This window comes from Saccharothrix sp. DSM 118769, from assembly GCF_052936295.1.
Map to the genome: position 1 here is coordinate 8,004,985 of NZ_CP193627.1, position 21,249 is coordinate 8,026,233.

Consider the following 21,249-nt stretch of genomic DNA (forward strand, 5'->3'; position numbering starts at 1 on the left):
CTCTTCGGCGGGGGTGCCCGGTCCTCTTCGGCGGGGGGCTCAGTCCTCTTCGGCGGGCGTCATGGACTGCTGGGCGAGTGCGGCCAGGAAGCCGGGGACCTGGTCCTCCGGCAGGAAACCGGCCTTCACGCGCACCACGTACGTGGTCTTGCCCAGCGAGCCGATGAGCAGGCGCTCGGCCGCGGTGACGACGAGGTCGGCCTTGTGCTTGGTGACGTCGACCTTGCCGGTCGTGGCGCCGTCCTCGCGTTCGGCGGTGACGCTGTCCGCGACCCGCCCGGCCGCCGTGGGCTCGTCCACGTAGGTGGCGAGGCCGACGACCACCGGGGCGGCCGCGATCGGCTGCCGCTCGCCGAGGCCGTAGTAGCAGTCGAGCTTGCCCGTGCGGCCGAGCGACGGTTCGCGGACGCCGATGATCTGCTTCAGCTCGCCGCCCAGCTCGCGGCCGAGCTTCTGGTCGAGCACCTCGACGGGCAGGACGAGCTCGCAGTCGTCCGGCAGCGGGCGGTCGGCCATCTGCGGGGTCCGGGTGATCGTCGTCGGCGGCAGGATCGTCGGGATCTGCGGCGGCGGCGCGGGCGTCCTCGGCGCGGGCGCGCACGCCGAGACCAGGGCCGGCAACACGACGGCCAGCACCACCGGCAGCAGCATCATCCGCGCGCTCATAGGGCTCTCAACCTAGCGCACCGCACCAGCCCCCCAGCCTGCTCGAACGCAGAACTCAGGGGTCCTGAGCGTCGGACTCACGGGTCGCGAGCGTTGGACTCACGGGTCGCGAGCGTCGGACTCGCCGGCGAGTGGCCGGCACACCGGCGAGTCATGCGTTCGCGACCCGTGAGTCATGCGTTCGCGGCTGGTGAGTTGGGCGTTCGCGGGTGGGGACAGCAGAGCGCCCCCCACCCGGAGGGGTGGGGGGCGACTCGGGAGTGCTACCGGTCAGGTGACCGGGGTGCTGATCAGGCGCCGCCCGACAGCTTCTCGCGGAGCGCGGCCAGCTGCTCGTCGCTGGCCAGGGTGCCGCCGGCCTGGGCCGGGGCGCCCGTGCTGGACGACGACGCGGCAGCCGGGGCGTCGCCACCGGACGAGTAGTTCGTCTCGCCCGCGGCCTCTTCCTCGGCGGCAGCGGCCTTGGCGACCTGCTTCATGTGGGCCTCGTAGCGCGTGTGGGCCTCGGCGTACTGCCGCTCCCACTCCTCGCGCTGCTTGTCGAAGCCTTCCTGCCACTCCTGGGTCTCCGGGTCGAAGCCCTCGGGGTAGATGTAGTTGCCCTGGTCGTCGTACTCGGCGGCCATGCCGTACTGGGTCGGGTCGAACTCGGAGTCGACCGTGAAGCCCTCGTTGGCCTGCTTGAGCGACAGCGAGATCCGCCGGCGGTCGAGGTCGATGTCGATGACCTTGACCATGACGTCGTCGCCGACCTGGACGACCTGCTCCGGGATCTCCACGTGGCGCTCGGCCAGCTCGGAGATGTGGACCAGGCCCTCGATGCCCTCGTCCACGCGGACGAACGCACCGAACGGGACGAGCTTGGTGACCTTGCCCGGCACGATCTGGCCGATCGCGTGGGTCCGGGCGAACTGGCGCCACGGGTCTTCCTGCGTCGCCTTGAGCGACAGCGACACGCGCTCGCGCTCCATGTCGACGTCCAGGACCTCGACCGTGACCTCCTGGCCGACCTCGACGACCTCGGACGGGTGGTCGATGTGCTTCCAGGACAGCTCCGAGACGTGCACCAGGCCGTCCACGCCACCCAGGTCCACGAAGGCACCGAAGTTGACGATGGAGGACACGACGCCCTTGCGGACCTGGCCCTTCTGCAGCTGGTTGAGGAACTCGCTGCGGACCTCGGACTGGGTCTGCTCCAGCCACGCGCGGCGGGACAGGACCACGTTGTTGCGGTTCTTGTCCAGCTCGATGATCTTCGCCTCGAGCTCACGGCCCACGTAGGGCTGGAGGTCGCGGACGCGGCGCATCTCGACGAGCGAGGCGGGGAGGAAGCCGCGCAGACCGATGTCCAGGATCAGGCCGCCCTTGACGACCTCGATGACGGTGCCCTTGACGGGCTCGTCCTTCTCCTTGAGCGCCTCGATGGTGCCCCAGGCGCGCTCGTACTGAGCACGCTTCTTGGAGAGGATCAGCCGACCTTCCTTGTCCTCCTTCTGGAGAACAAGAGCCTCGACCTCGTCACCGACCTTGACGACCTCGTTGGGGTCGACGTCGTGCTTGATCGACAGCTCACGCGAGGGGATGACGCCCTCGGTCTTGTAGCCGATGTCGAGCAGGACCTCGTCCCGGTCGACCTTGACGATGGTTCCCTCGACGATATCGCCGTCGTTGAAGTACTTGATCGTCTTGTCGATAGCAGCGAGGAAGTCCTCCTCCGTCCCGATATCGTTGATGGCGACCTGCTTCGGCGCAGCGGCAACCGGGACAGTGGTGGTGTCGGTGGACATTAGGTAGGTGGCTCCGGTACGGATTGGGGTTTCGGCCTGCGGGTTCGACGCTTCGCGGAGGGCGCGCCCCACCGCGAAGACCGACTCACCAGGAGATCACCGATCATGGGCAGCGCGAACGCACCACGCACGCGGTATCGTACGCGGCTCGACGACCACCGGGCAAACCGGTCCGCGTGAATGGAGCAGCGTGTCCGACCAGCACGCGAGCGCCGAACTGGCGCTCGGCACGACCGGCATCGCCAAGCGGGGGGTCGACGCGGCGGAGTCGCGGGCGGCGAACCGGGTCTGGTGGGACGCCGACGCGGACGACTACCACGCCGAGCACGGCGACTTCCTGGGCGCGGCTGACTTCGTCTGGTGCCCCGAGGGCGTCCGCGAGGAGGAGGTCGGCTACCTCGGTGACGTGCGGGGACGCCGGGTGCTGGAGGTCGGCTGCGGCTCCGCGCCGTGCGCGCGCTGGCTGAAGCGGCGGGGCGCGGACGTGGTGGCGTTCGACATCTCGGCCGGGATGCTGCGGCACGCCGTCGCGGCGGCCGGGGCCACCGGCACCTCGGTGCCGCTGGTCCAGGCGAGCGCCGACCAGCTGCCGTTCGCCGACGCCGCGTTCGACGCCGCCTGCTCCGCGTTCGGCGCGGTGCCGTTCGTGGCGGACGTGGGCGAGGTGTTCCGGGAGGTGGCCCGGGTGCTGCGGCCCGGCGCCCCGTGGGTCTTCTCCGTGACTCACCCGATCCGGTGGATCTTCCCGGACGACCCGGGGCCGAACGGCCTCACCGTCACGCAGTCCTACTTCGACCGCACGCCGTACGTGGAGGTCGACGACACCGGCCGGGCCACGTACGTGGAGCACCACCGGACCACCGGTGACTACGTGCGGGCGCTCGTCGGGGCGGGTCTGGAGCTGCTCGACGTGGTCGAGCCGGAGTGGCCGGCCGGGCACACCCGCAACTGGGGCCAGTGGAGCCCGCTGCGCGGCCGGCTGTTCCCGGGCACCGCGATCTTCCGGACGCGGAAGTCGTAACCTCCCTGGCATGACCGTCGGGCGGGGGCTGGTGGAGGCGCAGGCGGCGAGGTTCGCGAGCATCGACCCGCTGCTGCCGCCGCCGACGCCCCCCGCGGACGGGGACGTGCTGACCGCGGCGCTGCCGGACGGCACGCGGGTCGCCGGCGTGCTGACCCGCCAGGTGCACGAGCGCCGCTCCCCCGCCCGCCTGTGGTCGGCCACCGAGGTGTGGGAGCTGTCGCCGCTGCTGGGCGGCACGGGCGCGGCGGGCATGGACGCGCTGCTGCGGGCGTGGCGGCAGCGGCTGGACCTGCTGCACCCGGCGGAGCGGGACTCGGCGTGCGTGCTGACCTGGCCGAGCCGGGACGCCGAGTCGACGCGGGCGCTGCTGGACCACGGCCTGGTGCCGCTGACCGTGATCGCGACCCGGCAGGCCCCGCCGCCCCCGGTCACCGGTGGCGCGGCGATCCGCCGGGCCACGCCCGCCGACCTGGACACCGTGCTGGCGCTGGCGCTGGCCGAGCTGCGCTACTCGTCGATGGTCGGCTCCACGGTGCACCGGCCGGACGCGGCCGAGCTGAAGCGGCGGACGCTGGCCGAGCGGCTGGCCGCGGGCGGTCCGGCGTGGCTGGCGGAGCGGGACGGCATCGCGGTGGCGCTGGCCGAGTGCGCGGTGGTGACGTCCGAGCCGGGCAACCTGACCTCGACCCGGCTGCCGACGGGCCGCTGGGGGTACGTGAACTGCGTGTCCGTGCTGCCCGGCGCGCGGGGCTCGGGGGTGGGCCGGCAGCTGATGGCGTTCGCGCACCGCGAGCTGGCCCGGCTGGGCACGGTCGGCACCTACCTCTACTACAACCCGCCGAACCCGCTGTCCTCGGTGTTCTGGCCCCGGCAGGGATATCGTCCACTGTGGACGATGTGGGAGGTCCGCCCGGCCGGCGCGCTGCGCTGACCCCGGCCCGTCCCCCGGGCTGACACCCGGATCACACGACCGTGAGTTGCGAGCGACACCCCTACGAGCCACTATTTGAACTGACTGGTCAGTTCAAATAGGAGGTGCCGGGTGCACATCCACGCCCGTCGCGTCGGCGTCACCGGGCCGCACGGCCCCCTGCTGAAGCCGACGTCGCTGCTGGTGGAACCGGGAGAGCTGGTCCTCGTGGCGGGCGACCCGGACTCCGGGCACACCGCGCTGGCGCTCGTCCTGTCCGGTCGGATGCGGCCGAGCACCGGCGAGGTGACGCCCGACGAGCGCGAGCTGCGCAGGCGGGTCGTGCCGGTCGACTCCCCCGGCGTGACCGAACCCGAGGGCTCCCTGTCGCTGGCCGGCGTCGTCGGCGAGGAGCTGGCCGTGAACGGCGCGCGCAGCGGTCGCAAGGCGGTCGCCGACTGGCTGGTCGAGCGGGACGCCGACCGCTACCACGACCACCGCTTCGAGCACGTCCCCGCGCACACCCGCTGCGGCCTGCTGCTGGAGCTGGCCGCGGGCCGCCCCGACGCCGCGGTCCTCGTCCTGGACAGCCCCGACCGCTACCACGGCGACCCCGCGTCCTGGCTGGAGCTGGCCCGCGCGCAGGTCACCGCCACCAGGTCCGTCGTCGTGCTGTGCACGACCACCTCCGCCGGCTTCCTCGGCGTCCCGGCCGGCCGCATCGGGGCCGACAACACCCCTGGGGAGTCCGAGTGACCGCGCTGCGGATGGCGCTCAACGAGCTGCGCCGGATCACCGCCGGCACGCTCCCGAAGCTCGCGGTGCTGGCGTTGGCGCTGGTCCCGCTGCTGTACGCGTCGCTGTACCTGTACGCCAACAAGGACCCGTACTCGAACCTGGACCAGGTGCCCGCCGCGCTCGTCGTCGAGGACGAGGGGGCCGTCTCGGGTGACGGCACGCGCCTCGACGCGGGCGCGGACGTCGCCGACGAGCTGGTCGGCGGCAAGCGCTTCGACTGGCGCCGGGTGGGCGCGGAGGAGGCGGAGCGGGGCGTGCGCGACGGCACGTTCACGTTCGCCCTCACCCTGCCGGGGGACTTCTCGCAGGCCCTGCTCTCCACCGGCGACTTCACCCCGCGCCAGGGGGTGATCGTGCTGACCACGAACGACGCGAACAACTACCTCGGGTCCACGATCGCCAACCAGGTGGTCACCGAGGTGCGCCGCTCCGTCTCGGTGGAGGTCGGCGCGGAGGCGGCGGACCGGCTGCTGCTCGGGTTCTCCACGATCCGGCAGAAGACGGCCGAGGCCGCCGACGGCGCGGCGCGGCTCGCGTCCGGCCAGCAGGACGCCCTCACCGGGGCGCAGCAGCTCGCGGACGGCACCGCGCCGCTGGCCGACGGGGCGGCGCGGCTGTCGACCGGTCTGGCGCAGCTGCGCGACCAGACCGCGCAGCTGCCCGCGCAGACCCAGCGGCTGGCCGACGGCGCGAAGCAGGTCGCCGACGGCAACGCCACCGTGGCCGGGACCGCCGAGGGCTACGCGGCCAAGGCGCAGGCCCTGGTCGACCGGCTGAACGCGGTGGACGGCGACATCGCCGCCCGGCTGCGCGCGCTCGGGTTCACCGAGGAGCAGGTGCAGCGCGTGCTGGGCGCGGTCGGCGAGGTCCGCAGGCCGGTGGACGACGCGAACGGCCGGGTCCAGGGCGCGGTCGGGCAGCTGCGGGCGCTGGCGGACGGCGCGCGGCAGGTGTCCGACGGCGCCGCGCAGCTCGCCGCCTCCACCCCCGCGCTGACCGGCGCCGTCACCCAGCTCACCGACGGCGCGGCGCAGCTCGCGTCCGGCTCGGCGCAGGTGCGCGACGGGGCGGCGCAGCTCCGCGACGGGGAGCGGCAGCTCGTCGACGGCGCCAACCAGCTGCACGACGGGCTGGCCGCGGGCGTCTCGGAGATCCCGAACCCCGACGACCCGACCCGCGAGTCGACCGCCCACACCATCGGCGACCCGGTGACCGTGCGCGGCGTGAGCCAGACGTCGGCGGGCAGCTACGGCGCGGGCCTGGCCCCGTTCTTCCTCTGCCTGGCCACCTGGATCGGCGCGTTCGTGCTGTTCCTGCTGCTCAAGCCGCTGTCCCGGCGCGGTCTGGCGGCCGGTCGGTCGGCGGTGCGGGTCGCGGTCGGCGGCTGGCTGCCCGGCGCGCTGCTGGGCGTGGCGCAGGTCGTCGTCATGTACTCGGTGGTCACGCTCGTGGTGGACATCCGGCCGTCGCACCCGGTCGGCGCGCTGGCGTTCCTGCTCCTGGTGTCGGCGGCGTTCGTGGCCGTGCTGCACGCGCTGAACGCCCTGTTCGGGGCGGTCGGCAAGTTCATCGGCCTGGTGCTGCTGATCCTCCAGCTGGTCAGCGCGGGCGGCACGTTCCCGTGGCAGACGATCCCGGCGCCGCTGCACCCGCTGCACCACGGCCTGCCCATGGGCTACGCCGTGGACGGCCTGCGGCACCTCGTGTACGGCGGGCCGCTGGGCGACGTCGGCGCGGACGCCCTGGTCCTGGTCGGCTACCTGGTCGCGGGTCTTGCCTTGTCGACGCTCGCGGCGTACAAGCAGCGGGTGTGGACCCCGTCTCGCCTCAAGCCCGAGCTGGTGCTGTGACGACCCCGCGCCCCGGCCGCACCGCCGTCACCAAGCAGAAGCTGTTCGACGCGGCGCTCAAGCTCGTCGGCGAGCGCGGCGCGGCGAGCGTCACGGTGGACGAGATCGCCGCCGAGGCCGGGGTGGCCAAGGGCACCGTGTACTACAACTTCGCCAGCAAGGACGCGCTGGTCGACGCCCTGCTGCGGCACGGCGTCGACCTGCTGGCCGCGCGGCTGCGGGTCGCCGAGGACGACGACGGCACCGAGGCCGCGCTGTCCTCGCTGGTGGACGGGATGCTCGGGTTCTTCGCCGAGTACCCGGCGTTCGGGCAGCTGCTGGTGTCGGAGCTGTGGCGCACGCCCGGCCAGTGGCACGGCACGCTGAGCCTGCTGCGCGACGACATCGTGTCCATCGTGCGCGGGCAGGTGCAGCGGCTGTCGGACGCGGGCCGGCTGCCCGAGGGCGTGCAGGTCGGCACCGCGTCCGCCGCCCTGTTCGGCACCATGCTCGTGGTCGCCCTGGACTGGCAGGTGTTCCAGCCCGAGCGGAGCCTCGCCGAGGTCCGCGAGTCGGTGCTGCTGCTGGTGCGGGGGCTGCGCCCCGGGGTCTAGTGGCGCACTTCCCAGGTGTCGATCTCGCCCACCTGGTGCACCGACGGCGGGCGGCCGTCCAGCGCCCGGCGCACCGCCTCCAGCACGCCCACCGAGGTCTCCTCGTGGCTGAGCCAGCGCGTGCCGCCGCCGTGCCGGACGAAGCCCAGCACGACCTGCTGCGCCGGGTGCCCCTCCAGGACGGGGTCGGGGACGCCGCGCACCGCGTCGATCTCGCCGCTGTCGAGCACCTCCACCACCGGCGCGTGCGGCGCGAGCAGCGGGGCCACGGCCCGCAGCACGGCGGCGCGGTAGCTCGTGTGCACCCAGGCGACCAGCAGGTCGGCGGGCCGGTCGAGCACCTGCCCGACCCGTTCGGCCAGTTCCCGCGGCCGGGCCCAGTCCGCCGCGACCCGCCGCGCCCGCACCTCCCCGTCCGCTCCCTGGGGCACGTGCCCGCGCCCCTTCAGGGACGCCCGGGCCGCCTGCCCGAGGGTGTCGGGTCTGCGGCTGGGCAGCACCACGTGCCACCCGCCGGACAGCAGCTCGTCCGCGCAGCCCTTCAGCATCCCCGTGCCGCCCAGCACCAACGCCGTTCGCCGTTCGCTCATCGCACCGACTCCTCACCCCGTTCCGCGGCTCTGCGCAACGGGCCTCTACGCCACTGGTCGACCTCGCGCTGCCCCCGCAGCCGCACCACCACGAGCTGGTCGGCGCGCTCGCCGCCGAGGACGGCCCGGACCCGGTCGCCGGTCCTGCGGTGCGACTTCCACGCCCAGCGCAGCAGGTGCTCGGGATCGGTGAACACCGTGCGCAGGGGCGGTTCGACGTTGCCGTTCCACAGCTCGACCCGCCGCACCCGCCTCATCGTGGTGCGCACGGTCACCCGCCGCATGACGAGGTGCTTCGGGTGGTCCAACCAGACCAGCGTGTCGGCGTGCGACAGCAGCAGCGGGCGGACCGCGCTGTACTGCCACTCGGTCGCCCAGGCCGGTGTCCTCACCAGTCGCCGCACGTCGTCCTCGAACTCCGGCCTCTGCGTCCACTGTGGACCGTGGAACAGCGAGTCCATCTCCACATAGGACAGACCGAGGCAGTCCGCGACGTGCCGGGCGAGGGTGGACTTGCCCGAGCCGGACGTGCCGGTCACGAGCACCCGGCGCGGCGGGTGCGGCAACTCGTCGAGCGGTCCCAGGAGCGGCACCGGGTCAGGCTACCGCCGCGAACGCCCTCCGCCGCGGCGTTCGGCGGCGATCGGGTCGGGATGTCGACCCGACGCGGCGCGCGGCGCGGTCGGGCCCCGGCGGGGGGGCGTCCGGTCCCCGGCGCGCGTCAGCAGGTCGGGAACAGCCGGCGCGTGCCGTTCGGGTCCGGGTAGGCGGCGGGGTCGCTGAAGCGGCAGCCGTAGTCCGGGGCCGCCACGACCGCGGGGTCGGCCACGACGTCCCCGGCGGGCTCGCGGCCGGTGTCGACCCACGTCACCAGGTCGTCCCAGGCGGCACCGGCCTCGGCCGGGCTGAACTCGCAGTGGCCGACCGCGCGGATCGCCCGCTGCGCCAGCAGGTGGCCCCGGCCGTGGCGCCGCACCTCGCGCTCGTAGACCTGCTCCATGGAGAACGGCACGAACAGGTCGCCCAGGTCGTGCAGCGACAGCACCGGCGCGGTCGGCCGGCCGGCGACGCGCGGCACCTCGGTGAGCGCCGGCGTGAGCCGGGCCCGCAGGTTCTCCGGCAGCACCCGCTGGACGACCCGGTCGACGTCGACCGGGCTGTTCGGCGCGTACCGGGTGAGCACGTTGGTGGCGACCTGGCCCGGGTCGGCGGCCAGGCCCTCGCCGGACGAGCCGGTCGCCAGGCCGAACAGGAAGTCCTCCCAGAACCCGACCGCCCGCTCGGCGCCGGGCCGCGGGCCGCCGGAGCGGTTGACGACGATCGAGGTGAACTGCCCGCCGCGCTCGTTCGGCGTGCCGGTCAGGCCCAGCTCGGCCTTGATGCGGGGGACGACGGCGGTCAGGTAGTCGGCCGGCGCGGGCCACGCGCGGATGCCGCTCAGCGCCTGCGCGGTGAGGTTGTAGTCGAGGAAGAAGTCGAACAGCTCGTGGTCGCCGAGCACGCCGCACATCGGGAGGGCCCCGCCGTAGAAGCCGGGGTACTGCTCCAGCGAGCGGGCGATGACGTGACCGCCCATGGAGACGCCCGCGACGAGGACGTCCTCCGCCCGCCCGATCAGCCGCTGCGCGTGGCGGGCGAGGGCGTGCGTGCTCTCGACGCCCGCCTTCACGTCGTAGCCGTTGGCGTAGTAGCTGGAGGCCGCCCAGGCGAAGCCCTGGTCGAGGAGGCGTTGGCGCAGGCCGTAGGCGGGCGGGTCGACGGTGAGCACGGTGCTCGCGCCGCGGTAGCCGTGCGCCCACAGGGCGAGGCGGCCGTTCCAGCGCGGCGGGACCTCGACGGTGTAGGCGGCGTGCTCGTGCACGCCCTGGAGCACCCGGGACGGCAGGCCGCCGACCTGCGCCGGGGGCAGCGGCGGGTTGTCGATCGTGTAGCCGGGCAGCGGCCGGTCGCCCGGCGGTTCGGCCCGCGCGGCCGGTGGGGCCACCAGGAGGAGGGTGAGGACCAGGACGAACACCCGTCGCGTGCCGCTGCTCCGTCGCATGCCCCTGATTCTGCTCACCACCGCAGGTCCGCGACCAGGTCCTCGTGGGTGACGACGAGGGGGTGGTCCACCCGGACGACCCCGCCGTCCTCGCGGGTGAGGCGGGCGCCGGGGAAGACGCGGCGGACGAGGTGCAGCACCGCCTGGTTGTCGTGCAGGACGTCGCCGTGCAGCGCGGTGTAGCTCAGGGCGGTGGCGAGCGCGCCGAGTTCGGCGACGAGCCGGGTGCCGACGCCCCTGCGCTGCCACGGGTCGACGACGGCGACCGCGACCTCGGCGGCGCCCCCGCCGGTGGCGGCGAGGCGGGCGATGCCGATGGGGCGGCGGTGGGACTCGGCGACGAGGGCGGTGCGGCGGCGGCCGTCGAGGTCGGCGAGGCGGCGGCGCATGTCCGCGGTCAGGCGGGGCACGGGCGCGTGGAAGCGCAGGTAGCGGCTGTGCGGGGAGAGGCCGCGGAAGACGGCTTCGACGACGTCGGCCGCTTCGGCGCGGTGCAGTTCGCGGACTCGCATGGCGTGCGCCCCTTGGGTTCGGAAATCGAACCCTAACTGGATTCGGTTTCCGAACGCAAGCGGTATCGTGGGGGCGTGGGACAGGTCAAGGTCGTGGACGAGCAGTGCACCGTGTCGTTGCCCGCGGCCCTGCTGGGCGAGCGGTGGACCCTGCTGCTGCTCCGGCAGGCGTTCCTGGGGACGCGGCGGTTCGAGGACTTCCAGGCGACGATGGAGATCTCGCGCAGCGTGCTGACCGAGCGCCTGGGGACGCTCGTGGAGGAGGGCATCCTGCGGCGCGAGGCGTACAAGGACGTCCGGACCCGCTACGAGTACCGGCTGACCGAGAAGGGCCTGGACCTGTACCCGGTGCTGATGGCGCTGCGCAAGTGGGGCGACCGCTGGATGTCGCCGGAGACCGGCCCGTCGTTCGACCTGCACCACCGCGACTGCGGGGGCGGCGTGGACGTGGCGGTCACCTGCACGGCGTGCGCGGGGGCGCTGACGGCGCGGGACGTGCGCGTGACGCCGCTGCGCTGAGAGGACTGCGCTGAGAAGACTGCGCTGGAGGGCCTGCGCTGAGGGGCCTGTGCTGGGGGGTGCTGCGCCGGGGGCGGGACTCGGCCCCGCCCCCGGACCGCCCGGACGTCAGTGGGCGGCGGCGTCCCAGGAGCGGCCGACGCCCACCGAGACCTCCAGCGGGACCGCCAGGTGGTAGGCGTTGCCCATCTCCTCGCGCACCAGCGCCTCCACGGCCTCGCGCTCGCCCTCCGCGATCTCCAGCACCAGTTCGTCGTGCACCTGGAGGAGCATCCGCGACCGCAGGTCCGACGCCTCCAGCGCGCGGAACACGCCGAGCATCGCGACCTTGATGATGTCGGCCGCGCTGCCCTGGATGGGGGCGTTCAACGCCATCCGCTCGGCCATCTCCCGGCGCTGGCGGTTGTCGCTGTTGAGGTCCGGCAGGTACCGGCGGCGGCCGAGGATCGTCTCCGTGTAGCCCTTCTCCCGGGCGTCCGCGACGATCGTGTTCAGGTAGTCGCGCACGCCGCCGAAGCGGGCGAAGTACGTCTCCTTCTGCTCGCGCGCCTCGACGGTGGGGATGCGCAGCTGCTGGGCCAGGCCGTACTCGGACAGCCCGTAGGCCAACCCGTACGACATGGCCTTCACCCGCCGCCGCTGTTCGGCGCTCACCTCGGACGTCGGCACGGAGAAGGCGCGGGACGCCACGAACGTGTGCAGGTCCTCGCCCGACCGGAACGCCTCGATCAGGCCCTCGTCCTCCGACAGGTGCGCCATGATCCGCATCTCGATCTGGCTGTAGTCGGCGGTCATCAGCTCGGCGAACGCGGGGCCGACGACGAACGCCTCGCGGATGCGGCGGCCCTCGTCCGTGCGGATCGGGATGTTCTGGAGGTTCGGGTCCGTCGAGGACAGCCGGCCGGTCGCGGCGATGGTCTGGTGGAACGTGGTGTGGATGCGCCCGTCGTCGGCGACCGACTTGAGCAGGCCGTCGACGGTGGTCTTGAGCCGCATCACGTCGCGGTGCGCCAGCAGGTGCTGGAGGAACTCGTGGCCGGTGCTCTCGAACAGCGTCTGGAGCGCGTCGGCGTCCGTGGTGTACCCGGTCTTGGTCTTCTTCGTCTTCGGCATGTTCAGCTCGTCGAACAGCACCACCTGGAGCTGCTTGGGCGAGCCGAGGTTGATCTCCTTGCCGATGACGGCGTAGGCGGCCTGCGCGGCCTCCTTCACGCCCGCCGCGAAGTGCGCCTCCAGGGCGGCGAGGTGCTCGGTGTCGATCGCGATGCCGACCGCCTCGACCTCGTCGAGCACGTGCATCAGCGGCAGTTCCAGCGACGCCAGCAGGGACTCCTGGCCGGTGCGCACCAGCTCCTCGTCGAGCGCGTCGGCCAGCTCGGCCACGGCGAACGCCCGCACGATCGCGCCCTGCGCGACCTTCTCGCGCTCCTCCTCCTCGTCGGCGAGCAGCGACAGCTGGCCGTCGGAGGTCTCCTCGGCGCGCAGCTCGCGCTTGAGGTAGCGCAGCGCGAGGTCGTCGAGGGCGAACGACCGCTGGCCGGGCCGCACGAGGTAGGCGGCGAGCGCGGTGTCGCTGGTGACGCCGCGCAGCACCCACCCGCGGGCGCGCAGCGCGCGCAGGGGCAGCTTCAGGTCGTGCGCCGCCTTGGGCACGTCCGGCGAGGCGAGCCACGCGGCCAGCGCGTTCTCGTCCTCCTCGGAGAGCGAGGCGACCTCGACGTACCCGCCCTCGCCGCCGACCGCGGCGAGCGCGAGGCCCTCCAGGTCGGCGCCGGCGGAGCGGAACGCGACGCCGACCCGCCCGGAGCGGGCGTGCGCGTCCAGCCAGGCGCCCAGGCCGCCCGCGGGCACGAGGCCGCCGCTGACGGTGAAGCCCTCCTCGGCCTCGGGCTCGGCGGTGGCCAGGGTGGCGAAGAGGCGGTCGCGCAGGACGCGGAACTCCAGCTCGTCGAACAGCCGGTGCACCGCGTCGCGGTCCCACGGCCTCGCGTCCAGGTCCTCGGGGCCGAACGGCAGCTCGACGTCGCGGACCAGCTCGGTGAGCTGCCGGTTGAGGATGATGTTGGGCAGGTTGGCGCGGATCGCGTCGCCGACCTTGCCCGGCACCTGGTCGACGTGGTCGACCAGCCCGTCGAGCGACCCGAACTGGTTCAGCAGCTTCACGATCGTCTTCGGCCCGACGCCGGGGGTGTTGGGCAGGTTGTCGGACGAGTCGCCGCGCACCGCCGCGTAGTCGGCGTAGAGCGCGGGCGGGACGCCCTGCTTCTCCAGCACCAGCTCCGGTGTGTAGCGGGCCATCTCGGAGACGCCCTTGACGGGGTACAGCACCGTCACCTTGTCGGTGACCAGTTGCAGCGCGTCGCGGTCGCCGGTGGAGATGAGGACCTCGTAGCCGAGCGCCGTCGCCTGGGTCGTGAGCGTGGCGATGATGTCGTCGGCCTCGTAGTTGTCCTTCGACAGGGTGCGGATGTTCAGCGTGTCGAGGACGTCCCGGATGAGGCTCACCTGGCCGCGGAACTCGTCGGGCGTCTCGCTGCGGCCGGCCTTGTAGTCCGCGTACGCCTCGGTGCGGAAGGTCTTGCGGGACACGTCGAACGCCACCGCGACGTGCGTGGGCCGCTCGTCGCGCATCAGGTTGATCAGCATCGACGTGAAGCCGTACACCGCGTTGGTGGTCTGACCGGTCCCGGTCTGGAAGTTCTCCTTGGGCAGCGCGAAGAACGCCCGGTAGGCCATCGAGTGGCCGTCGATCAGCAGCAGGCGGGAGGCTCCTGAGGTGCTCACGGGCCGAGTCTAGGGTGAGGGTCCGACAGCGTTGAACCGAGTGGAGCAGCACGTGACACCAGCACCCGAGGACCTCCCCGGCGCCAACCAGGCGGTCGCCGCGGAACAGCTCACCGACAAGCTCGGCATCGAGATCACCCGATGGGATGCCGACCGGCTGGTCGGGACGATGCCGGTGAAGGGCAACCGCCAGCCGTACGGGCTGCTGCACGGGGGCGCGAGCGCCGCGCTGGCGGAGACGCTCGGGTCGATCGCGGCGGCGATGCACGCGGCCCCGGAGCGGCTGGCGGTGGGGCTGGAGCTGTCCTGCACGCACCACCGGGGCGCCACGGAGGGCCTGGTCACGGGCGTGTGCACGCCGATCCACCGCGGGCGCAGCACGGCGTCCTACGAGATCGTGATCACCGACGAGCGGGAGCGCCGCGTGTGCACGGCCCGCCTCACCTGTTTCCTCAAGGACGCGCCGAAGGGCTGACCGCGCGGTGTAATGGGACCACGACGAGGTGGAGGTGGCCGTGCGGCTGGTCCGGGTGGTGGCGGTGGCGTCGGTGCTGCTGGTGGGCGGGTGCACGGGCGCCCCGGTGCAGGCGGGTTCGCCGCCGGAGACGTCGGCGGCGGAGACCTACCCGGTGCCGGCGCAGACCGTGCGGCCGGACGAGAAGGCGCTGCACCTGCCGACCACCTCGGACGGCGACACGGCGTTCACCCTGGTGGGCCTCACCACCGGGATCGACGCGATCATCGGCAGCCACGCCGAGTGGCAGGCGCAGGGGCAGTTCGTGCGGGTCCGGATGAGCGTGGTCAACAACGGCCGCAGCAGCGTGTCGTTCGCCGCCCGCCGGCACGTGCTGGTGGACGACGCGAAGGCCGAGCACGAGCCGGACGCGCAGGCCATGACGATCAAGCGGCAGCCGGACGTGATCGACCTGGGCGCGAACGTGCGGCTGGAGTACGACGTCTACTACGACCTGCCCGACGACGCGAAGCCGCTGGCCCTGCGGGTGTTCGGCGGGCCGACGCTGACGGACCTCAAGGACGAGACCGGCACGGACATCCCGCTCGCCCGGTCCTGAGCACCACGGGTTCGGGCACCACGGTCCCGGGTGGCCGGTCCTAGGCGCCGGGCTCCCAGGCCACGAGCCCGTCGAACACGCGCCGGTCGCCGACCAGGTCCAGGGAGTCCATCGGGGCGCGGCCGTACAGGGCCAGGACCAGCTCGTGGGCCGAGGCGCGGGCGGAGGCGTCGACGACCTCCCCGGCGGCGGCACCCCCGGCGGTGGCACCCCCGGCGTTGCCCGGCTCGGGCAGGCGGGCGGCCCGAGCGCCGTCGGCGGAGAGCCACAGGCGCCAGGAGCGGCCCTCGGTGGCGTGGTACTCGACGACGGCGGGGTCGTGCGGCCAGGCGTGCGTCGTCGCGCAGCAGGTGAACAGGAAGTCCTCGACGCCGTCCACCGCGACCTCGTCCGGCAGCGGTCGCGGCGCGCCCGCGGTGAGCTGCGCGTCGTAGGTGTGCACCGCGATCTCCTGGAGCTGGTGCCGGGCGACGGCGCCGGTGGTCGGCGGCGACTGCGAGACGCCCCACCACACCCAGCAGTTCGCGTCCGGCCCGGCCTCCCGCAGCGCGTCCAGGAGCTCCCGCGTCGAGGCGGCCAGCCAGTCCGACAGCGCCTCGCGGTCCCGGGGCGCGGGCGGGGCGCCCACCGGCGCGGACTTGGCGGCGGCGGGTCCCGCGGCGACGGTGGCTGCCCAGGCGCGCCGCCCCTCCCCGATGTGGCGGGCCAGGTCGAACAGCGTCCAGCCGGGGCAGGTCGGCACCGGCGCGTCGAGGTCGGGCGCGGCGGCGACGGCGGCGCGGAAGGCGGCCGACCGCTCGTCGATCAGCCGGAGCAGGTCGGGGAACCCCAGGGTGGTGTGCACCGCGGCTGTCTACCACCCCGCGCGGCGGCGGGACAGCGGTTTTCCACCCCGGCGCGCGAACGACGAGGGGGTCCCACCGCGCTCGGTGGGACCCCCTCGTCGTCGGGCGGGACGGATCAGTGACCGCCGAGGTACGCCGCGCGCACCTGGGGGTCGTCCAGCAGCTCCGGACCGGGGGCGCTCTTGACGACCCGGCCGGTCTCCAGCACGTACGCGCGGTCGGACAGCTTCAGCGCCTGCTGCGCGTTCTGCTCGACCAGCAGCACGGTCGTGCCGCGCTTGTTGATCTCCTTGATGATCTCGAAGATCTGCGCGATGAGCATGGGCGCGAGGCCCATCGACGGCTCGTCGAGCAGGAGCACCTTCGGCTTGGTCATCAGCGCCCGGCCGATGGCGATCATCTGCTGCTCGCCGCCGGACATGGTGCCGCCGAACTGGTTCTTGCGCTCGTTCAGGCGCGGGAACAGCTCGTAGACCTCGGCGAGGTCGGCGTCCAGGGCGTCCTTGCGGGTGTAGGCGCCCATCAGGAGGTTCTCCTGCACCGTCATGCCGGGGAACACGCCGCGGCCCTCCGGTGACTGCCCGATGCCCGCCACGACCCGCTTGTGGCCGGGCATCTTGGAGATGTCCTCGCCGTTGAACGAGACGCTGCCGCTGGTCAGCGGGCGCAGGCCGGAGATCGTCTTGAGCGTGGTCGTCTTGCCCGCGCCGTTGGCGCCGATGAGCGAGACGATCTCACCCTCGCCGACCTCCAGGCTGATGCCCTTGATGGCCGCGATCTTGCCGTAGTGGACGTGGATGTCCTTGACCTCAAGAAGCATCTTCGGACACCCCCAGGTACGCCTCGATGACCTTCGGGTCGTTCTGCACCTCTGCCGGCAGCCCTTCTGCGATCAGCTGGCCGAAGTCGAGCACCGCCACGCGGTCGCTGACGCCCATGACCAGGCTCATGTCGTGCTCGATGAGCAGGACGGTCCGCCCGCTGTCCCGGATCTTGCGGATCAGCTGCTGGAGCGATTCCTTCTCGGCCGGGTTCATGCCCGCCGCGGGCTCGTCGAGCAGCAGCAGCTTCGGGTCGGTGGCGAGCGCCCGCGCGATCTCCAGGCGACGCTGGTCGCCGTACGGCAGGTTCTTCGCGGTCTCGCTCATCCGGCCGGAGATGCCGACGAAGTCGAGCAGCTCCCGCGCCAGCTCGCGCCCCCGCTTCTCCTCCTTGCGGTGCCACGGCAGGTTCAGCGTCGCGCCGACCGCGCCGGTCTTGTGGTGCGCGTCCGCGCCCACCATCACGTTCTCCAGGGCCGACATGTTGTGGAACAGCCGGATGTTCTGGAACGTGCGGGCGATGCCCATCTTGGTGATCTTGAACCGCTTGGCGCCGCTGATGGGCGTGCCGTTGAACAGCACCTGCCCCTCGGTGGGCGCGTACACGCCCGTGACGACGTTGAACACGGTGGTCTTGCCGGCGCCGTTCGGCCCGATGAGGGCGAAGATCTCGCCCTCGGCGATGCTGATCCGCGCCTCGCGCAGCGCGACCACGCCGCCGAAGCGCATGGTCACGGCGTCCAGCTGGAGGACGGGCGTGCTCACTTGGCCACCTCCGACGAGACCTCGGTGTCCGGACCCGCGACCTCGGCGCCCATGGCGCCCATGCCGCCGGTGCCCTCGTGCAGTTCCGCCTTGCGCCGCCGGGACGGGAGCAGCCCCTCGGGGCGCAGGCCCATCATCAGCACCAGCACGCCGCCGAACAGCAGGATGCGGTACTCGGCGGGGTCGGTGCCCAGGGCGTCCTTGAGCCAGTTGACCTCGCGGAACCGCTCGGGCAGCCAGGCGATGACGAACGCGCCGAGGATGACGCCGGGCAGGTTGCCCGCGCCGCCCAGGACGACCGCGGCGAGGATGGTCGCGGACAGGATGAACGGGAAGGTGTTCGGTTCGATGAACACGGCCTTGCCCGCGTAGATGCCGCCCGCGAGGCCGCCGATCATGGCGCCGATGGCGAAGGCGAGCAGCTTGAACTTGAACGTGGGCACGCCCATCAGCTCGGCGGCGTCCTCGTCCTCGCGGATCGCGGCCCAGGCGCGGCCGACGCGGGACTTCTGCAGCCGCACCGAGAAGATGATCACGATCACGATGGCGACCAGGATCAGGTAGTAGTACGGGGCGGGCAGGAGGCCGAACTCCACCACTCCGGGGATGTCCGTCGGGTGCGGGACGTTGGTGATGCCCCGCGCGCCGCCGATCTCGTCGGAGTTGTTGGCGGTGATGCGGACGATCTCGCCGAAGCCGAGCGTCACGATCGCCAGGTAGTCACCGCGCAGGCGCAGCGTGGGCGCGCCGAGGATGACGCCGGACACCGCGGCCAGGATGATGCCGAACGCGACGGTGGCCCAGTAGTTCCAGCCGTACTGGGTGCCGAAGTAGGCGACCGAGTAGCCGCCGATCGCGAAGAACGCGACGAAGCCGAGGTCGAGCAGACCCGCCTGGCCGACCACGACGTTCAGGCCGACGGCCAGCAGGATGTAGGTGCCGATCGGGTAGATCAGCACGGTCGTCCAGTCCGAGCCGGGCGACATGAACGAGCCGATCGCCGGCGCGGGCAGGATGAGCGCGAACACGATCGCGGCGGCGTACACGAGGTACCGCTGCCACGTCTTGGCCTGCTCCCACCAGTCGCGGGCGCTGTCGAACAGGGCGCCCACCCGCCTCAACGGGTTCGCCTTGCCAGTCACTCCGTTGCCTTTCATGCGCGGGCCTTCTGCAGGGATTCGCCGAGGATGCCGGTGGGGCGGAACATCAGCACGACCACCAGGACGGTGAACGCGATGACGTCCTTCCACTCGGAGCCGAGGAAGATCGCGCCCCAGTTCTCGATGAGGCCGAGCACGATGCCGCCGAGCAGGGCGCCGCGCAGGTTGCCGATGCCGCCGAGCACGGCGGCGGTGAACGCCTTGATGCCGAGCACGAAGCCGACGTTGAAGACGGTGTTCTCGAACTCCATCAGGTACAGCGCGCCGGCGACGCCGGCCATCGCGCCACCGAGGAGGAACGTGATCCGCACGATGTTGTCGATGCTGACGCCCATGAGGACGGCGGCCTCGGGGTCCTGCGCGGTGGCCCGGATGCCGCGACCGATCTTGGTCTTGTTCACCAGGCGGTCCAGCGCGATCATCATGATCACCGCGGCCACCACGACAATGATGTGGTCGGTGCGGACCGCGGCGTTGCCGATGGTGAACACCGTGTCGCGGTCGACGATGCGGGCGGCCGACTGCTGGTTGCGGCCGGGCTTGCCGGTCAACCAGGGGATGATGACGAGCGCGAACAGCTCCTGGAGGAACAGCGACGCGCCGATGGCGGAGATCAGCGCGGTGAGCCGGGTGGCACCCTTCCTGCGCAGCGGCCGGTAGGCCACCAGCTCCAGCAGGACCGCGGCGCCGCCGGAGACGGCGGCCGACAGCACGATGATCAACAACATCACGCCGATCAGGGCGATCCCCGTGAGCGGCGACGTCGGGGCGATGGCCGTGACGACCACCAGCGACGTGAACGTGCCGATCATGAAGATCTCGGAGTGCGCGAAGTTGATCAGGCGCAACACGCCGTAGACCATCGTGTAGCCGAGGGCGACGAGCGCGTAGATGGAGCCGAACACCAGTCCGCCCACCGTGCTGGGTAGGAACTGGTTGAGGAAATCATCAAGCATGACAGGTATGCCTCACGAGACGGGCGGGGGAGAGGAACTTCGCCATAGTGGCGGGGAGCGGCAGCAGTCGTTGGCACGACGCTCCCGCTCCCCAGCGCGCTAGCTTGCTTGCCTATTCCGTCTCGGATCAGCCCTCGAGCTTGGCCGACTCCGCCGGACCCAACAGCTTGAGGACACCACCCTTGACCTGGTAGACGAAGATGGAGTTGTTCTCCGGCTCGCCGTTCGCCTTGAACTTGATCGGCTTGGAGACGCCCTCGAAGCTCACCGTCTTCAGGAAGTCGTTGATCTTCTCCGAGGTGGTGGCACCCGACTCGACCGCCTTGATGAACGCGGTGGCCGCGTCGTAGCCCTCGGTCGCGTAGATGGCCGGGTCCGCGTTCGCCGACTTCTTGTAGTTGTCGAAGAACGTCTTCAGCGCACCGGTCACGTCCGGCGAGGGGATGTTGCACGGGCAGGCCAGCACGGCGCCCTCGGCCGCGGTCGCACCCGCGCCGGAGACGAGCTGCTGGTCGAGCGAACCGTCACCGGAGGCGAACGTGGCGGTCACGCCACCGTCGCGCAGCTGCTTGAGCAGGCGACCCGCCTGGGCGTAGTAGCCGCCGAAGACGATCACGTCGGGCTGCGCCGCGGCGACCTTGGTGACGGTCGAGGAGTAGTCGGACGCGTCCTTGGCGAACTTGTCCTGCTCCACGGCGACGCCCTTGCCCTGGAAGGACTTGGCGACCGCCTCGGCCAGGCCGACGGAGTACTCCTGGTCGTCGGACAGGACGAACGCCTTCTTGGGCGACTTCGCCGTCACCAGGAACTCGGCGATGCCGGGGCCCTGGTCGTCGTCGTTGGCGACGACGCGGTGCCAGTAGGTCCAGCCGTTGGAGGCCAGGCCCGGGTTCGTGGCCGACGGGGAGACGCTGGGGATCTTGTTCTCCTCCAGCACGCCGCCGATGGCCTTCGACTCGCCCGAGAAGGCGGGGCCGATGAGGCCGACGATCTTGTCCGTGCCGACGGCCTTCGTGATCAGCGAGGTGGCCTGGTCGGGCTTGCCCTGGCTGTCGTACTGGACCATCTCGATCTTGACCTTGGGGTTCTTGGCGTTGTACTCGTCGAACGCCATCTTCGCCCCGTTCCGGGGCGGGATCACGATCGCGGAGTTCTCGCCGGTGAGGTCACCCATGAACCCGATCTTGACCGAGCTGACGTCGCCACCCGCGTCGCCGCCACCGCCGCCACCGCCGGCGCAAGCCGCGAGCACCAGCGACGAAGCCGCCGCCAGCGCCAGAACTCGGCCGAGTCGTGCTCCTGACACCGGAATACCTCCCATGACACCAACCAACCAGCCCGCCGGTAGGCGGAGCGGAGCCCTCACACGAGGGCGTGGGTTAGGGCAGGAACGTAGCTTCAGTTGAGTTCGGTGAACAGGTGGTCTTACTGCTCTGTGTCCACATCGTGACGGTAGTCACCGGGAAATGCCCTGCCGTTAACAATCTTAAATCCAGCTCAAATAGCCGCAGGTCACAAGGCCAATGCGAACAGTGACGAACAATGGGCACGCCGA

Annotated in this window: 21 protein-coding genes; 8 read left to right on the forward strand and 13 right to left on the reverse strand. The window is 72.1% G+C overall.

Going from position 1 to position 21,249, the window contains the following annotated elements; genetic code table 11:
• Positions 1 to 39 precede the first annotated feature (39 nt).
• Both ACRAKJ_RS33665 and rpsA read right to left on the reverse strand, forming a co-directional pair.
• Positions 40 to 666 (reverse strand): hypothetical protein, encoded by a 627-nt coding sequence (locus ACRAKJ_RS33665; RefSeq protein ID WP_438919187.1) that lies wholly within the window; start codon positions 664 to 666, stop codon positions 40 to 42.
• 290 nt (positions 667 to 956) lie between these two features.
• Complete coding sequence (gene rpsA, locus ACRAKJ_RS33670) at positions 957 to 2,453, reverse strand: 30S ribosomal protein S1 (RefSeq protein WP_438919186.1); 1,497 nt, start codon at positions 2,451 to 2,453, stop codon at positions 957 to 959.
• Between the two features lie 190 nt (positions 2,454 to 2,643).
• Here rpsA and ACRAKJ_RS33675 point away from each other — a divergent pair, with 190 nt between their 5' ends.
• The 5 genes from ACRAKJ_RS33675 (at position 2,644) to ACRAKJ_RS33695 (ending at position 7,628) form a co-directional block, all read left to right on the forward strand.
• Positions 2,644 to 3,474, forward strand: coding sequence for a methyltransferase domain-containing protein (locus ACRAKJ_RS33675; RefSeq protein WP_438919185.1), 831 nt, complete (start codon positions 2,644 to 2,646; stop codon positions 3,472 to 3,474).
• A 10-nt stretch (positions 3,475 to 3,484) separates the two neighbouring features.
• Positions 3,485 to 4,408 (forward strand): GNAT family N-acetyltransferase, encoded by a 924-nt coding sequence (locus tag ACRAKJ_RS33680; RefSeq protein WP_438919184.1) that lies wholly within the window; start codon positions 3,485 to 3,487, stop codon positions 4,406 to 4,408.
• 111 nt (positions 4,409 to 4,519) lie between these two features.
• Positions 4,520 to 5,143, forward strand: coding sequence for a hypothetical protein (locus ACRAKJ_RS33685; RefSeq protein ID WP_438919183.1), 624 nt, complete (start codon positions 4,520 to 4,522; stop codon positions 5,141 to 5,143).
• Positions 5,140 to 7,035, forward strand: coding sequence for a YhgE/Pip family protein (locus ACRAKJ_RS33690; protein ID WP_438919182.1), 1,896 nt, complete (start codon positions 5,140 to 5,142; stop codon positions 7,033 to 7,035). Before ACRAKJ_RS33685 ends, ACRAKJ_RS33690 begins: the two co-directional genes overlap by 4 nt.
• Positions 7,032 to 7,628, forward strand: a complete 597-nt coding sequence (locus tag ACRAKJ_RS33695; RefSeq protein WP_438919181.1) for a TetR family transcriptional regulator — start codon at positions 7,032 to 7,034, stop codon at positions 7,626 to 7,628. Before ACRAKJ_RS33690 ends, ACRAKJ_RS33695 begins: the two co-directional genes overlap by 4 nt.
• Here ACRAKJ_RS33695 and ACRAKJ_RS33700 read toward each other — a convergent pair.
• The 4 genes from ACRAKJ_RS33700 to ACRAKJ_RS33715 form a co-directional block, all read right to left on the reverse strand.
• Positions 7,625 to 8,218, reverse strand: coding sequence for a hypothetical protein (locus ACRAKJ_RS33700; protein WP_438919180.1), 594 nt, complete (start codon positions 8,216 to 8,218; stop codon positions 7,625 to 7,627). The two genes, ACRAKJ_RS33695 and ACRAKJ_RS33700, sit on opposite strands and share 4 nt — an antisense overlap.
• Positions 8,215 to 8,811 (reverse strand): AAA family ATPase, encoded by a 597-nt coding sequence (locus ACRAKJ_RS33705; RefSeq protein ID WP_438919179.1) that lies wholly within the window; start codon positions 8,809 to 8,811, stop codon positions 8,215 to 8,217. The genes ACRAKJ_RS33700 and ACRAKJ_RS33705 overlap by 4 nt, the downstream gene beginning before the upstream one ends.
• Before the next feature lie 128 nt (positions 8,812 to 8,939).
• A complete protein-coding gene (locus tag ACRAKJ_RS33710) occupies positions 8,940 to 10,259 on the reverse strand; it encodes a hypothetical protein (RefSeq protein ID WP_438919178.1) in 1,320 nt (439 codons plus the stop codon).
• Between the two features lie 14 nt (positions 10,260 to 10,273).
• Complete coding sequence (locus ACRAKJ_RS33715; protein ID WP_438919177.1) at positions 10,274 to 10,771, reverse strand: GNAT family N-acetyltransferase; 498 nt, start codon at positions 10,769 to 10,771, stop codon at positions 10,274 to 10,276.
• 75 nt (positions 10,772 to 10,846) lie between these two features.
• Here ACRAKJ_RS33715 and ACRAKJ_RS33720 point away from each other — a divergent pair, with 75 nt between their 5' ends.
• Complete coding sequence (locus ACRAKJ_RS33720) at positions 10,847 to 11,290, forward strand: winged helix-turn-helix transcriptional regulator (protein ID WP_438919176.1); 444 nt, start codon at positions 10,847 to 10,849, stop codon at positions 11,288 to 11,290.
• A gap of 108 nt (positions 11,291 to 11,398) precedes the next feature.
• Here the strand turns inward: ACRAKJ_RS33720 and polA are convergent, their stop codons facing one another.
• Complete coding sequence (gene polA / locus ACRAKJ_RS33725; RefSeq protein WP_438919175.1) at positions 11,399 to 14,074, reverse strand: DNA polymerase I; 2,676 nt, start codon at positions 14,072 to 14,074, stop codon at positions 11,399 to 11,401.
• A gap of 52 nt (positions 14,075 to 14,126) precedes the next feature.
• On the opposite strand from polA, the gene ACRAKJ_RS33730 reads away from it, so the two are divergent.
• Positions 14,127 to 14,549, forward strand: a complete 423-nt coding sequence (locus ACRAKJ_RS33730) for a hotdog fold thioesterase (protein WP_438919174.1) — start codon at positions 14,127 to 14,129, stop codon at positions 14,547 to 14,549.
• A 28-nt stretch (positions 14,550 to 14,577) separates the two neighbouring features.
• A complete protein-coding gene (locus ACRAKJ_RS33735) occupies positions 14,578 to 15,147 on the forward strand; it encodes a DUF4352 domain-containing protein (RefSeq protein ID WP_438919173.1) in 570 nt (189 codons plus the stop codon).
• 40 nt (positions 15,148 to 15,187) lie between these two features.
• On the opposite strand, the gene ACRAKJ_RS33740 is transcribed toward ACRAKJ_RS33735, so the two are convergent.
• The 6 genes from ACRAKJ_RS33740 to ACRAKJ_RS33765 form a co-directional block, all read right to left on the reverse strand.
• A complete protein-coding gene (locus ACRAKJ_RS33740; RefSeq protein WP_438919172.1) occupies positions 15,188 to 15,991 on the reverse strand; it encodes a maleylpyruvate isomerase N-terminal domain-containing protein in 804 nt (267 codons plus the stop codon).
• Between the two features lie 116 nt (positions 15,992 to 16,107).
• A complete protein-coding gene (locus tag ACRAKJ_RS33745; RefSeq protein WP_438919171.1) occupies positions 16,108 to 16,812 on the reverse strand; it encodes an ATP-binding cassette domain-containing protein in 705 nt (234 codons plus the stop codon).
• On the reverse strand, positions 16,802 to 17,542 hold the full coding sequence (locus ACRAKJ_RS33750; protein WP_438919194.1) for an ATP-binding cassette domain-containing protein: 741 nt from the start codon (positions 17,540 to 17,542) through the stop codon (positions 16,802 to 16,804). Before ACRAKJ_RS33750 ends, ACRAKJ_RS33745 begins: the two co-directional genes overlap by 11 nt.
• A gap of 32 nt (positions 17,543 to 17,574) precedes the next feature.
• Positions 17,575 to 18,720 carry an ABC transporter permease subunit gene (locus ACRAKJ_RS33755; RefSeq protein ID WP_438919170.1) on the reverse strand — a complete coding sequence of 382 codons (1,146 nt, stop codon included), beginning with the start codon at positions 18,718 to 18,720 and terminating at the stop codon, positions 17,575 to 17,577.
• 11 nt (positions 18,721 to 18,731) lie between these two features.
• Positions 18,732 to 19,694, reverse strand: a complete 963-nt coding sequence (locus ACRAKJ_RS33760) for an ABC transporter permease subunit (protein ID WP_438919169.1) — start codon at positions 19,692 to 19,694, stop codon at positions 18,732 to 18,734.
• 127 nt (positions 19,695 to 19,821) lie between these two features.
• Positions 19,822 to 21,000: an ABC transporter substrate-binding protein gene (locus tag ACRAKJ_RS33765; protein WP_438919168.1), complete on the reverse strand. Its 1,179-nt coding sequence runs from the start codon at positions 20,998 to 21,000 to the stop codon at positions 19,822 to 19,824.
• Positions 21,001 to 21,249 lie beyond the last annotated feature (249 nt).